This is a genomic window from Trinickia sp. NRRL B-1857 (assembly GCF_050470685.1).
In the GTDB taxonomy this organism is placed as follows: Bacteria; Pseudomonadota; Gammaproteobacteria; order Burkholderiales; family Burkholderiaceae; genus Trinickia.
This window is the reverse complement of sequence record NZ_JBFLUK010000001.1, coordinates 1,438,638-1,450,433: the sequence shown is the minus strand read 5'-3', so window position 1 is coordinate 1,450,433 and position 11,796 is coordinate 1,438,638. Positions and strand designations below refer to the sequence as shown.

Genomic DNA, 11,796 nt, shown 5'->3' with positions numbered 1-11,796 from the left:
CTCATTGCGCCATGCGCCCGTGACTGCCACATGACAGTCACAAGAACTTCTTATTACGGCGATTCGAAAGCGAGAGGCGCGTCGCCCGTTCTCAGTTGCGCTCGATGGTGACGATGCGGGTACCGGCGAGGCGGTCGTGGAGGAATTGCCGGGCGGGGTCCAGGCAGGCAGCGGCGGCCCAGAGCGCGAACCAGGCCGCGGTCGCGGCGAGCGTGGCCGGGACCGAGAGCTGCAAAAGCGGATGCAAGGCGAGCGGCGGGAGGAACCAGAGCCAAGCGGCGATGTAGCGCGCGAGCGCGCGGGCGACGCTGGGTGGGCGGCCGGTTTCGGTGGCGACGAGCCTTAGCCGCCAGGTTTTCATCGGCAGGGTCTGGCCGCCGCGGGTCCAACACCAGACGAAATAGGCGCCGACAACGAGCGCAACCCATATCGTCAGTAGATTGTGGTGCGTCAGGCCGTTGCGCTGTTGCGTGAGCGTGCCGAACAAATAGCCGGCGATGAATACCACGCCGAACAGCAGCACGCCCTCGTAGACCAATGCCGCGAGCCGGCGGCGGATGGAGGGCACGCCGGCGGCGGCCGGAATCTCGGCCAGCGGTGGGGTGCTCGGAACCGGCGAGGCCATCCGGGTCAGGCGCCGCGGAAAATGGACGGCGCGTCCGACGGCGACATCGGCGTCGCCGGCACGGGGACGGTCGAATTCACGGCCCCCGAAGCCGGCGTGCCGCCCGAGGCCGGCAAGCCTGAAGCGGCGCCTGCGGCGGCCGCCGCGCTCGCTGCGCCGCTCGCGGCGAGCGACGGGTTGACGAGTCGGTTCAGTCCGCGGATCTCACTGCGCTCACCCGACGGGGGCGCGCTCACGATCGTGGGCCGGCGCTTACGCCCGATGGCGGTGAGCTTCGCTTTCTGCTCGGGCGTCAGTTCTTGGTACGCCTGCCAGGCCTTTTTGCGCGCCTGTGCGGGCAGCGCCTTGGAAACTTGATAGTTTTCGCGCGCAACCCGCCGCTGATCGGGGGTCATCCGGACCCATTCGCTCATCCGCTCATGCAGCCGCTTTTGCGCTTCCGGCGACAACTTCGCGAAACGCGACGCGATCTTGATCCATTTTCGCTTGCGCTCGTCGCTGAACGTGTTCCATTCGGACGCGAAGGGCGCGAGCGCCTCGTGCTGCGCATCGCTTAGGTGCGACCACGAGAGCGGATTGGTGTCTGCTGCGAGCGGGGGAAATTCGACGGCCAGCGGCGCGGTTGTAGGCAAGGCAACGCCTGGCGCGCCCGCCATCTGACGCGTGGAGGGTTCGCCGAAAAATCGAGGGTAGGTGGCGGCGAACGCGACCGCCGCTGCGATCGCGCATCCGAACACAACCGCCAAGCCGCGCTTGTAGCTCACCCCGTTATTCTCCGCCTGCCTTAGCGCGCTCGCGACAGGTACGCATTGAACCCGTGGTCGAGGTATGCATTGAGGGGCAGATCATCGCTGAGCATGGCCGCGTCGATATCGGCCAGTTCGGCGGAGCGTTGCAGGTTTTCCCAATAGGCAATAACCGCGATGCCGCCGACAAGCGCGACAACGGGCCATATGCGCAAGATGCGGGCAAGCGGCGAGCCCCGCCGTTTGCCTGCGGGCGGAGCGTCGAACGTTGCGCCGGCGTCGGCGCCTGCGTGCGCGAGCACCGGTACGAAAACCGGAGCGGATACGGGTTCGGGCTTCTTGCGTGCGAGGGCGAGACGACGCGCGCCGGCCAAGCGTTCGAGCGTGGCGGCGGGCAAGTCGGCTGTGCTTTCGTCGAGCGCGCGGCGAATCTTCCCCGCGAACTCGAGTTCTTTAGTGTCTGGAGCGGAGCTCATAGCGTAATTCCTTTGGCCTTGAGCGCGACTGCCAATGTGTGCGTCGCTCGCGAGCAGTGCGTTTTCACGCTACCCTCGGAGCAGCCCATCGCGGCGGCGGTCTCGGCGACATCCATATCTTCCCAGTAACGCATGAGAAACGCCTCCCGTTGACGTGCCGGCAATTTTTGAATCTCCGCGTCGATCAGGGCCAATACTTGGTCGCGTTCGAGCTTTTGCTCGCTGCTCAGGCCGGCGCTCGAACTGTCGTCGGCTTCGATGGTCTCGAGCGGGTCGAATTCGTCGTCCTCGCCGCTGCCGAGCGACGAAAATAGGCTGACCCATGTGTTGCGTACTTTCTGACGACGAAAGTAGTCATGCATCACATTTTGCAAGATACGCTGAAATAGGAGCGGCAGCTCGGCAGGCGAACGGTCGCCGTATTTTTCGGCGAGCTTGATCATCGCGTCCTGGACGATGTCGAGGGCGGCGTCGTCGTCGCGCACGGCGTAGACGGTGTGCTTAAACGCGCGCCTTTCGACGCCCGCCAGAAAATCGGCGAGTTCCTTGTCTGATGCCATCCGAGGGGGCGGCGCGAAACTTTCGCGTGCGCCGTAATCGATAGAAAAATGTCGTAAAACTCGCGGATGCTAGCAAACTTTCGGGGCGATGGGTGTGTAGCCGTGTATCGATGAGTAAAAGATGCGCTATTTTGGCGCGGAAAAGGGGCCGATTCCAGTGTGGCGGCCCGTACGCGCGCTAAGAACTTTTGCTTGACCTGCGGGCCCGCAACCGATAAGGTTTCCGGTTCGCGACATAAGTGATTTGTCTCTTTTTGGACGGGCCCATGAGGCTCGTCTGTCAAAGTGGACGCGCCGCTTGAACCCGAGCCACAAGCCCGGTAGAGAGCACCCGATCAATTTTTTGCCGAAAATTCGAAAGGTTAACGATGAACATGCCCAGCGCGGAATTCTCCACGTCGGATACCACTCCTTCCCACGAAGCCGGTTCGATCGGTGCCACCGTGCTCATGCGCGCATTGGCCGACGAGGGCGTCGAGGTGCTTTGGGGCTATCCCGGCGGCGCGGTACTGTATATCTACGACGAACTCTATAAGCAGGACAAAGTCCAGCACGTGCTCGTGCGCCATGAGCAGGCAGCCGTACATGCGGCCGACGCCTACTCGCGCTCCACGGGCAAAGTCGGCGTCTGTCTCGTGACGTCCGGCCCCGGCGTGACCAATGCCGTCACCGGCATCGCCACCGCCTATATGGACTCCATCCCGATGGTGATCATCAGCGGGCAGGTGCCGACGGCCGCGATCGGCCAAGACGCCTTCCAAGAATGCGACACCGTCGGCATCACGCGTCCTTGCGTGAAGCACAATTTCCTTGTGAAAGACGTGCGCGAGCTGGCCGCGACGGTTAAGAAGGCTTTCTTCATCGCTCGGACGGGACGTCCGGGCCCGGTGCTGATCGATATCCCGAAAGACATTTCGAAAACGCCTTGCCAATACGAGCCCGTCAAAAGCGTGACGCTGCGTTCGTACAACCCGGTGACGAAGGGCCATTCGGGCCAGATCCGCAAGGCGGTATCGCTGCTGCTCTCGGCCAAGCGTCCTTACATCTACACGGGCGGCGGGATCATCCTGGCCGATGCGTCGCGCGAATTGAATCAGTTCGCCGATTTGCTCGGCTATCCCGTCACGAACACGTTGATGGGTCTTGGCGGTTACCGCGCGAGCGATAAGAAATTCCTCGGCATGCTCGGCATGCACGGGACGTACGAAGCCAATATGGCGATGCAGAACTGCGACGTGCTGATCGCGATCGGCGCGCGTTTCGACGATCGCGTGATCGGCGATCCGGAGCATTTCTCGTCGCGCCCGCGCAAGATCATTCACATCGACATCGACCCGTCCTCGATCAGCAAGCGCGTGAAGGTCGATATTCCGATCGTCGGCGACGTCAAGGAAGTGCTCAAGGAGATGATCGAGCAGCTTCAGCACGCCGAGCACGGTCCCGATACGGCGGCGCTGGCCGAGTGGTGGAAGGACATCGAAGGCTGGCGCGCGAAGGATTGCCTGAAGTACGACCGCAAGAGCGAAATCATCAAGCCGCAGTACGTGGTGGAAAAGCTCTGGGAGTTGACGGACGGCAACGCGTTCGTTTGCTCTGACGTGGGCCAACACCAGATGTGGGCCGCGCAGTTCTACCGCTTCGATAAGCCGCGTCGCTGGGTCAACTCGGGCGGCCTCGGCACGATGGGCTTCGGCCTGCCGGCGGCGATGGGCGTGAAGATGGCGCATCCCGATTCGGAAGTCGTCTGCATCACGGGCGAAGGCTCGATCCAGATGTGTATCCAGGAGCTGTCCACCTGCAAGCAATACGACACGCCCGTCAAGATCATCTCGCTGAACAACCGCTATCTGGGCATGGTGCGCCAGTGGCAGCAGATCGAATACAGCAAGCGCTACTCCCATTCGTATATGGATGCGCTGCCCGACTTCGTGAAGCTGGCCGAGGCGTACGGCCACGTCGGCATCCGAGTTGAAAAGACGTCCGATGTCGAGCCGGCGCTGAAGGAAGCACTGCGCTTGAAGGATCGCACCGTATTTCTCGATTTCCAGACCGATCCGACCGAAAACGTCTGGCCGATGGTTCAAGCCGGCAAGGGCATCACCGAGATGCTGCTCGGCTCGGAAGACCTCTAAAGACGCATAACGGACCTTTCGCGACCGCTCGCGCGCACAGCCGCCCTCACGAAGGGCGCATCGAAGCGCGGCGAGGCGGGCGTTAGGTTCCTGGCAATCGACATCTGGATAAACGGGAAAGCAACATGAGACATATCATCTCCGTCTTGCTGGAGAACGAACCGGGTGCGCTCTCGCGCGTGGTCGGTCTGTTTTCGGCTCGCGGCTATAACATCGAAACCTTGACGGTGGCGCCGACGGAAGACCGTTCGCTGTCGCGCCTGACCATCGTCTCCATTGGCTCGGACGACGTGATCGAACAGATCACGAAGCACTTGAACCGCCTGATCGAGGTGGTGAAGGTGGTCGACTTGACAGAAGGCGCCCACATCGAGCGCGAGCTGATGCTGATCAAGGTACGGGCGGTCGGCAAGGAACGCGAAGAAATGAAGCGGATGGCGGATATCTTCCGCGGCCGTATCATCGACGTGACCGAAAAGACCTATACGATCGAGCTGACGGGGGCGAGCGACAAGCTCGACGCCTTCATCGAAGCGCTCGACGCCACCGTGATTCTCGAGACGGTCCGCACGGGCAGCTCGGGTATCGGGCGCGGCGAACGCATCTTGAAGGTATAACGCTAAGACGATCAGCGCTCGCCGGCCGGCGGGCGCGTTTAATGAATTTCACGAATACGATTAACGCGAAGGAATCGACATGAAAGTTTTCTACGATAAAGACGCCGACCTGTCCCTCATCAAAGGCAAGGACGTGACGATCATCGGCTACGGCTCACAAGGCCATGCCCACGCACTGAACCTGAAAGACAGCGGCGTGCGTGTGACGGTTGGCCTGCGCAAAGGCGGCGCGTCGTGGAAGAAGGCCGAAGGCGCGGGCCTGACGGTGAAGGAAGTGGCCGAAGCCGTGAAGGGCGCGGACGTCGTCATGATGCTGTTGCCCGACGAGCAAATCGCCGACGTCTACAAGAACGAAGTGCACGCGAACATCAAGGAAGGCGCGGCGCTCGCGTTCGCGCACGGCTTCAACGTGCACTACGGCCAAGTCATTCCGCGTGCCGACCTCGACGTGATCATGATCGCGCCGAAGGCACCGGGCCACACCGTGCGCGGGACGTACTCACAAGGCGGCGGCGTGCCCCATTTGATCGCCGTGGCGCAAGACAAGTCGGGCGCGGCACGCGACGTGGCGCTCTCGTACGCAGCGGCCAACGGCGGCGGCCGTGCCGGCATCATCGAGACGAACTTCCGTGAAGAAACGGAAACCGACCTCTTCGGCGAACAAGCCGTGCTGTGCGGCGGTACGGTCGAGCTCATCAAGGCGGGCTTCGAAACGCTCGTGGAAGCGGGCTACGCGCCGGAAATGGCGTACTTCGAGTGCTTGCACGAGCTCAAGCTCATCGTGGATCTGATCTACGAAGGCGGCATCGCCAATATGAACTACTCGATCTCGAACAACGCCGAGTACGGCGAGTACGTCACGGGTCCGCGCGTCGTGACCGAAGAGACGAAGAAGGTCATGAAGGACGTTCTGAAGGACATTCAAACGGGCGAGTACGCGAAGAGCTTCATTCTCGAAAACCGCGCCGGCGCGCCGACGCTGCAATCGCGTCGCCGTTTGATGGCCGAGCACCAGATCGAGCAAGTCGGCGGCAAGCTGCGCGCGATGATGCCCTGGATCGCCAAGAACAAGCTCGTCGACCAATCGAAGAACTAAGCATTACGGTTCGCTCGCGCGCAGCGATGACGCGCGAGTCCGGCCGATTCGGGGGATAGGACCCCGAATCGCGTTCGCCGAGCGGCGTTAAGCCGCGTTTGGCAGCCGGGCCGACCCCTCAAAAGCCGTCCCGTGCGTCTCGTGCGGGGCGGCTTTTGCTATCCTAGTGGTTTTACAAAAAGTTCGAAACAATCCATGAATTACCCACACCCGATCATCGCACGCGAAGGCTGGCCGTTCATCGCGATTGCCGCCGTCGTCGCGCTGTTGATCCACGCGGTCGCGGGATTCGGCTTTGCCTGGCCGTTCTGGCTGATCCTAATCTTCGTCGTGCAATTTTTCCGCGATCCGCCGCGCCCGATTCCGACGCAGGCGAACGCCGTTTTGTGTCCGGCCGACGGCCGTATCGTCGCGGTCGAAACCACGCGCGATCCTTATGCCGATCGTGAGGCGCTGAAGATCAGCGTGTTCATGAACGTCTTCAACGTCCACTCGCAACGCTCGCCCGTGGACGGCGCGATCACCAAGGTCGAATATTTCCCGGGGGCGTACCTGAACGCCGCCATCGATAAAGCATCGACCGAGAACGAGCGCAATGCCGTCGTCATTCAAACGGCGAACGGGCAGACGGTCACGTCGGTGCAGATCGCGGGCCTGATCGCTCGGCGGATTTTGTGCTACGTGCGCACCGGCGAGCCGCTTTCGCGTGGCCAGCGTTATGGATTCATTCGCTTCGGTTCGCGCGTCGACGTCTACCTGCCGCTTGGCAGCCGCGCGAAGGTGTCGATCGGCGAGAAGGTGTTCGCCTCGTCGACGATCCTCGCCGAACTGTAACGCCGCGGCAGGAGAGTCAGATGGCCGCTTTCAAACCGCGTCGTCCGCGCTCCGGTACGACACCGATGCCGCGCCCGTTCCGGCGCAATCCGTTCAGGCGCAATAAGACGCTGGGGTCCGAGATGGCCCCCGCCGAAAGCCGCCGCGCCGCGCGCCAGCAATTTTTGCGCACTCGCGGCATCTATTTGCTGCCGAACGCGTTCACCACGGCCGCGCTCTTTTGCGGCTTCTTCGCCGTCGTGCAGGCGATGAACGTGCGCTTTGAGATCGCGGCGATCGCGATCTTCGTCGCGATGGTGCTGGACGGTATGGACGGGCGCGTCGCTCGGATGACGCACACGCAAAGCGCATTCGGCGAACAGTTCGACAGCCTGTCCGATATGGTTTCGTTCGGGGTGGCGCCTGCACTCGTCATGTACGAGTGGGTGCTCAAGGATCTCGGGCGCTGGGGATGGCTTGCGGCGTTCGTCTACTGCTCGGGCGCCGCGCTGCGGTTGGCGCGCTTCAATACCAACATCGGCGTCGTCGACAAGCGCTTCTTCCAAGGGCTGCCGAGCCCGGCCGCGGCCGCGCTGATCGCGGGCTTCGTGTGGCTCGCGACCGACAATCGGGTCCCGCTCAAGCTGGTTTGGTTGCCGTGGGTTGCGTTCGCGTTGACCATTTATGCGGGCGTGACGATGGTGTCGAATGCGCCGTTCTATAGCGGCAAGGCCTTGGATGTTCGCCATCGCGTGCCGTTCGCCGCGATTTTGCTGGTCGTCGTGGCGTTCGTGCTCGTGTCGTCCGATCCGCCGCTGATGCTGTTCGGGCTGTTCGTGCTGTACGGCCTGTCGGGCTACGTGTTCTGGGCCTATATGGCCGTGCGCGGGCGCGACAACCCAGCCCGGTCCGTTCCGCACGATCACTAAAAACGTGTCGGCTCTCTCGCGCGCCATGGCGGCTCCGGGAGGGCCATCTTCCCCGGGGCCGCGTGGCCGTCCGGCTGGGGCCGGGCCGATTGCGCGATTTCGCGAATGCCGCTATAGTCGGCGACATGGCAATCTTGACCTTCCCCCGCCTATCCCTTCTCGCCGGTGCGCCTCTATGCGCGCTAGCGCTAGCGCGCCTACCGCGCTGATCGTTCTCGCCCCCGTCTGCCTCGTTCGTTGTTCGGCGTCGCCTGCGGTGGCGCAAACGCCCGAATTCCATTTTCCGTATTCACCCCCGTATTCCGAAAGCAAACGTCCCCTGGAGACATGAGATGGCAGACAAGCTGATTATTTTCGACACGACGTTGCGTGACGGCGAGCAGTCGCCTGGCGCGTCGATGACGAAGGAAGAGAAGATCCGTATCGCGAAGCAACTCGAGCGGATGAAGGTCGACGTGATCGAGGCCGGGTTCGCGGCCAGCTCGAACGGTGACTTCGATGCGATCAATACGATTGCCTCGCTGATCAAGGACAGCACGATCTGCTCGCTCGCCCGTGCGAACGACAAGGACATCCAGCGGGCCGCCGACGCGCTCGCTCCCGCCGACCACTTCCGTATCCATACGTTCATCGCAACTTCGCCTCTGCACATGGAGAAAAAGCTGCGCATGACGCCGGAGCAGGTGTATGAGCAGGCGCGCTTGGCCGTGCGCTTCGCGCGTAAGTTCACGAACGACGTCGAATTCTCGCCCGAGGACGGCAGCCGTTCCGACATGGACTTCCTGTGCCGCATCCTGGAAGCCGTGATCGACGAAGGGGCGACGACCATCAACATCGCGGATACCGTCGGTTACGGCGTTCCCGAGCTGTACGGCAATCTCGTTAAGACGTTGCGCGAGCGTATTCCGAACTCGGATAAGGCGATCTTTTCGGTGCACTGTCACAACGACCTCGGCATGGCGGTGGCGAACTCGCTCGCCGGTGTGAAGATCGGCGGGGCGCGCCAAGTGGAATGTACGATCAACGGCCTCGGCGAGCGCGCGGGCAATACGGCGCTCGAGGAAATCGTGATGGCCGTGAAGACGCGCAAGGACTATTTCGGTCTGGACGTGGGTATCGACACGACGCAGATCGTCCCGGCGTCCAAGCTCGTCTCGCAAATCACGGGTTTCGTCGTTCAGCCGAACAAGGCGGTGGTGGGCGCCAATGCATTCGCGCATGCGTCGGGCATTCACCAGGACGGCGTGCTCAAAGCGCGCGATACCTACGAAATCATGCGTGCGGAAGACGTGGGTTGGAGCGCGAACAAGATCGTGCTCGGCAAGCTCTCGGGCCGCAATGCATTCAAGCAACGGCTGCAAGAACTCGGCATCTCGCTGGACAGCGAGGGCGAACTGAATCAAGCGTTCGCACGGTTCAAGGAACTGGCCGATCGCAAGGCTGAGATCTACGACGAGGACATCATTGCGATCGTCTCCGAGGAATCGGCCGCGGCGGCCGAACGCGAGCACTACAAGTTCGTTTCGCTGGCGCAGCATTCGGAAACGGGCGAGCGTCCGCATGCGCGCGTCGTGTTTTCGGTCGACGGCAAGGAGACGGTGGGCGAGGCGCGCGGCAACGGTCCCGTCGATGCCACGCTCAATGCGATCGAGGGTGAAGTGGGCAGCGGTTCCGAGTTGCTGCTGTACTCGGTGAACGCAATTACGACGGGCACGCAGGCGCAGGGCGAGGTGACGGTGCGCTTGTCCAAGAGCGGGCGCATCGTGAACGGCGTCGGCACGGACCCGGACATCGTGGCGGCTTCCGCCAAGGCCTACATCTCTGCGCTGAACAAGCTGTACGCGAACGTGGAAAAGGTGAATCCGCAGGGCGTTTGAGCGGATACGGGCAGCGCGTGTGTCCGGTTGTATGCGAAACCCTCGTCAGGTTATGGCCGGCGAGGGTTTTTTTCAGATACGTGCACGCGCGCAGTCAGTCGCAGACTTGCTTCACCACATCCGGTCGCGCTCGGGCTCGTGCAGCGGGTCGGGCGTCTTTTGCGTCAGCCGGAGAATGCCCTGCGGATCGAAGTAGAAGTGATAGAGCTGGTACCAGACGTTGTCTTCCTGGTAGCGGTAAGTCCAGACTTCGCGCTTCATCAGCGGGAAATAAGCCGTTTCCTCCGGGCGGCCGAAGTTGACGAGTACGTCCTGTTTCGTCCAAGTGCCGATTTGCGCCTTGTAGAACTCGTTCGGCTGGAGCACCTGGCGCACGGTCACGATCTTGCCCGCGGCGTCCACATCGGCAGCCGTCGTCGTTTCTCCCATCGGCTGGGTTGGCCACATGAGGCGCTTGCCGCCGTTCGGCAGGTCGTAAATTTCGCGTGGCGGACCCAGACGGGCGACAAGTGCGGATTGATCCTGCCCGGCCGAAAACCCTTGCCACGGCTGCGCGCAGCCTGCGAGCGCGACGAACGCAGCACACGCGAACGCGGCGGAAAGTTGCTTGATCATAAATCCTCCGATGACTCTCACGTCCGCGGTTTTATCACAGTCGCACGAATACGGGGCTGCGTCAGTTCGCGGGCCTTTCTATCCGACAGTCTATGATCGGCAGCATCGATGCGGGTAGTGCGGCGGGTAACCGATGTAGACCCGAGCGAACGAGTAGGGCGATGCCATTGCGGACGACGGCGGAACGACGAGCCGCGAACTCCGGGTCGCGGGTGACGCGCTCGAGCGTCGACGTCAGCAGATCTCGACTGAACGCGACGCGCAACTCGGGGTGCCGGCCTACCGCACGGACGATTTGGCCCACCGTTATCCAGTTTAACGACTGCCAGGTGCCAACCGGATCGTCTAGCTTTTGATTTCCGAAGATTCGTCTGTTCATCAAGCGCTCTGTCAAGCGCTTGCCGAAGAGCGTCGGCATATCGAAGTGCGGTTCGTACGGGAATGCATAGTTGGGGCAAGTGAAGCGATAACTGGCGCCGCGCCTTAACCCCATGCCAACGCGCGCGATCACGCCGGCGACGTCGCGTACGTGTTCCATGACGTTGACGGAAAACGCGAAATCGAAATCGTCTCGTGCGTCCAGCGTCTCCGCTTGCTGCTGGAGCACCTTCGGCATACATCCCATCTCGGACGCCAATTGTGCGACCAGACTTTGCATGCGCCGAAAATGCGAGAAGCCGATGCCGACGGGTTCCAGCGCTACGACGTCGAAACCTTCGCGGACCAACTGGCAACTGAGCAGGCACGATCCGGCGCCAACCTCCAGCACGCGCGAACCGCGCGGCAAACGGTCGAGGTCGGTCGCGATGAAGCGGCGTCCGAAGCGAGCTTCGCCCGAATAAAGCTCGAACACGTCGCGCAATTCGGGCGCCTCCCTCTCGATGCGCTCGGCGACGGTATGCAGCCACCCGTCGATATCGTATTGCTTCGCGTTTGCCGAGCTCATGTGTTCGATGACATACCGAGCGCGATTCCCGCGACGATCAGCACGAGTGCCGCAAGCCGCGCAAAAGGGAGCGGCTCACCGAGCATCAGGTGCCCGCCGAGCACCACCATCACGAACGTCACGCCGATATAGACCGGAAATGCGATGGTCAGCGGCAGCTTCGTAACTACGAGTAGCCAGGCCACCGACGCGGCGAGGGCGGCCGCGTACGCCGACAAAATCAGCGGGTCGGCGAACATGGTTACCAGCTTGCCGGTTAGACTCGTCGCAATAGGCAGCGAGGTCGCTCGCCATTTGACCATGAGCTGGCTGTATGCGACGAGCGATGCGACCGGCAAGATTAGCAAATACGAACCCATAGCGA

General features: G+C 62.2%; 13 protein-coding genes. 6 read left to right on the top strand and 7 right to left on the bottom strand.

The window, feature by feature from the left end; genetic code table 11:
• Positions 1-91: 91 nt before the first annotated feature.
• From AB1286_RS06360 to AB1286_RS06345, 4 genes are read right to left on the bottom strand one after another with little or no spacing between them, the layout of a single operon-like run.
• The gene (locus AB1286_RS06360) at positions 92-625 is read right to left on the bottom strand and encodes an RDD family protein (RefSeq protein ID WP_430362461.1); all 534 of its coding nucleotides are present in this window, start codon (positions 623-625) and stop codon (positions 92-94) included.
• A 5-nt stretch (positions 626-630) separates the two neighbouring features.
• The gene (locus AB1286_RS06355; RefSeq protein WP_430362460.1) at positions 631-1,389 is read right to left on the bottom strand and encodes a DUF3106 domain-containing protein; all 759 of its coding nucleotides are present in this window, start codon (positions 1,387-1,389) and stop codon (positions 631-633) included.
• 20 nt (positions 1,390-1,409) lie between these two features.
• The gene (locus AB1286_RS06350; protein ID WP_430362459.1) at positions 1,410-1,847 is read right to left on the bottom strand and encodes a DUF3619 family protein; all 438 of its coding nucleotides are present in this window, start codon (positions 1,845-1,847) and stop codon (positions 1,410-1,412) included.
• Positions 1,844-2,407, bottom strand: a complete 564-nt coding sequence (locus AB1286_RS06345) for an RNA polymerase sigma factor (protein ID WP_430362458.1) — start codon at positions 2,405-2,407, stop codon at positions 1,844-1,846. Before AB1286_RS06345 ends, AB1286_RS06350 begins: the two co-directional genes overlap by 4 nt.
• 368 nt (positions 2,408-2,775) lie before the next feature.
• Between AB1286_RS06345 and AB1286_RS06340 the strand changes: the two genes are divergently transcribed.
• The 6 genes from AB1286_RS06340 to AB1286_RS06315 all read left to right on the top strand — a co-directional run bounded on the left by AB1286_RS06340 (position 2,776) and on the right by AB1286_RS06315 (position 9,871).
• Positions 2,776-4,539: an acetolactate synthase 3 catalytic subunit gene (locus AB1286_RS06340; protein ID WP_430362457.1), complete on the top strand. Its 1,764-nt coding sequence runs from the start codon at positions 2,776-2,778 to the stop codon at positions 4,537-4,539.
• 125 nt (positions 4,540-4,664) lie between these two features.
• Positions 4,665-5,156: an acetolactate synthase small subunit gene (ilvN, locus tag AB1286_RS06335; RefSeq protein ID WP_115535886.1), complete on the top strand. Its 492-nt coding sequence runs from the start codon at positions 4,665-4,667 to the stop codon at positions 5,154-5,156.
• 79 nt (positions 5,157-5,235) lie between these two features.
• On the top strand, positions 5,236-6,252 hold the full coding sequence (ilvC, locus tag AB1286_RS06330; RefSeq protein ID WP_102611775.1) for a ketol-acid reductoisomerase: 1,017 nt from the start codon (positions 5,236-5,238) through the stop codon (positions 6,250-6,252).
• 195 nt (positions 6,253-6,447) lie between these two features.
• Positions 6,448-7,086: a phosphatidylserine decarboxylase gene (locus tag AB1286_RS06325; protein WP_430362456.1), complete on the top strand. Its 639-nt coding sequence runs from the start codon at positions 6,448-6,450 to the stop codon at positions 7,084-7,086.
• A 20-nt stretch (positions 7,087-7,106) separates the two neighbouring features.
• Entirely contained in the window at positions 7,107-7,994 is an 888-nt protein-coding gene (pssA, locus tag AB1286_RS06320) for a CDP-diacylglycerol--serine O-phosphatidyltransferase (protein ID WP_430362455.1), read from the top strand.
• A gap of 332 nt (positions 7,995-8,326) precedes the next feature.
• A complete protein-coding gene (locus AB1286_RS06315; RefSeq protein ID WP_430362454.1) occupies positions 8,327-9,871 on the top strand; it encodes a 2-isopropylmalate synthase in 1,545 nt (514 codons plus the stop codon).
• 111 nt (positions 9,872-9,982) lie between these two features.
• Here AB1286_RS06315 and AB1286_RS06310 read toward each other — a convergent pair whose 3' ends face one another.
• The 3 genes from AB1286_RS06310 to AB1286_RS06300 all read right to left on the bottom strand — a co-directional run bounded on the left by AB1286_RS06310 (position 9,983) and on the right by AB1286_RS06300 (position 11,791).
• Entirely contained in the window at positions 9,983-10,486 is a 504-nt protein-coding gene (locus tag AB1286_RS06310; protein WP_430362453.1) for a hypothetical protein, read from the bottom strand.
• 61 nt (positions 10,487-10,547) lie between these two features.
• Positions 10,548-11,432: a class I SAM-dependent methyltransferase gene (locus AB1286_RS06305; RefSeq protein ID WP_430362452.1), complete on the bottom strand. Its 885-nt coding sequence runs from the start codon at positions 11,430-11,432 to the stop codon at positions 10,548-10,550.
• The gene (locus AB1286_RS06300; protein WP_430362451.1) at positions 11,429-11,791 is read right to left on the bottom strand and encodes a hypothetical protein; all 363 of its coding nucleotides are present in this window, start codon (positions 11,789-11,791) and stop codon (positions 11,429-11,431) included. Before AB1286_RS06300 ends, AB1286_RS06305 begins: the two co-directional genes overlap by 4 nt.
• Between the last annotated feature and the right edge of the window lie 5 nt (positions 11,792-11,796).

What these genes read in the sequence shown, in the direction of transcription:
- AB1286_RS06360 (WP_430362461.1), bottom strand. Translation starts at nt 625, where the DNA reads ATGGCCTCGCCGGTTCCGAGCACCCCACCGCTGGCCGAGATTCCGGCC.
- AB1286_RS06350 (WP_430362459.1), bottom strand. Translation starts at nt 1,847, where the DNA reads ATGAGCTCCGCTCCAGACACTAAAGAACTCGAGTTCGCGGGGAAGATT.
- AB1286_RS06345 (WP_430362458.1), bottom strand. Translation starts at nt 2,407, where the DNA reads ATGGCATCAGACAAGGAACTCGCCGATTTTCTGGCGGGCGTCGAAAGG.
- AB1286_RS06340 (WP_430362457.1), top strand. Translation starts at nt 2,776, where the DNA reads ATGAACATGCCCAGCGCGGAATTCTCCACGTCGGATACCACTCCTTCC.
- ilvN (WP_115535886.1), top strand. Translation starts at nt 4,665, where the DNA reads ATGAGACATATCATCTCCGTCTTGCTGGAGAACGAACCGGGTGCGCTC.
- ilvC (WP_102611775.1), top strand. Translation starts at nt 5,236, where the DNA reads ATGAAAGTTTTCTACGATAAAGACGCCGACCTGTCCCTCATCAAAGGC.
- AB1286_RS06325 (WP_430362456.1), top strand. Translation starts at nt 6,448, where the DNA reads ATGAATTACCCACACCCGATCATCGCACGCGAAGGCTGGCCGTTCATC.
- pssA (WP_430362455.1), top strand. Translation starts at nt 7,107, where the DNA reads ATGGCCGCTTTCAAACCGCGTCGTCCGCGCTCCGGTACGACACCGATG.
- AB1286_RS06315 (WP_430362454.1), top strand. Translation starts at nt 8,327, where the DNA reads ATGGCAGACAAGCTGATTATTTTCGACACGACGTTGCGTGACGGCGAG.
- AB1286_RS06310 (WP_430362453.1), bottom strand. Translation starts at nt 10,486, where the DNA reads ATGATCAAGCAACTTTCCGCCGCGTTCGCGTGTGCTGCGTTCGTCGCG.
- AB1286_RS06305 (WP_430362452.1), bottom strand. Translation starts at nt 11,432, where the DNA reads ATGAGCTCGGCAAACGCGAAGCAATACGATATCGACGGGTGGCTGCAT.
- AB1286_RS06300 (WP_430362451.1), bottom strand. Translation starts at nt 11,791, where the DNA reads ATGGGTTCGTATTTGCTAATCTTGCCGGTCGCATCGCTCGTCGCATAC.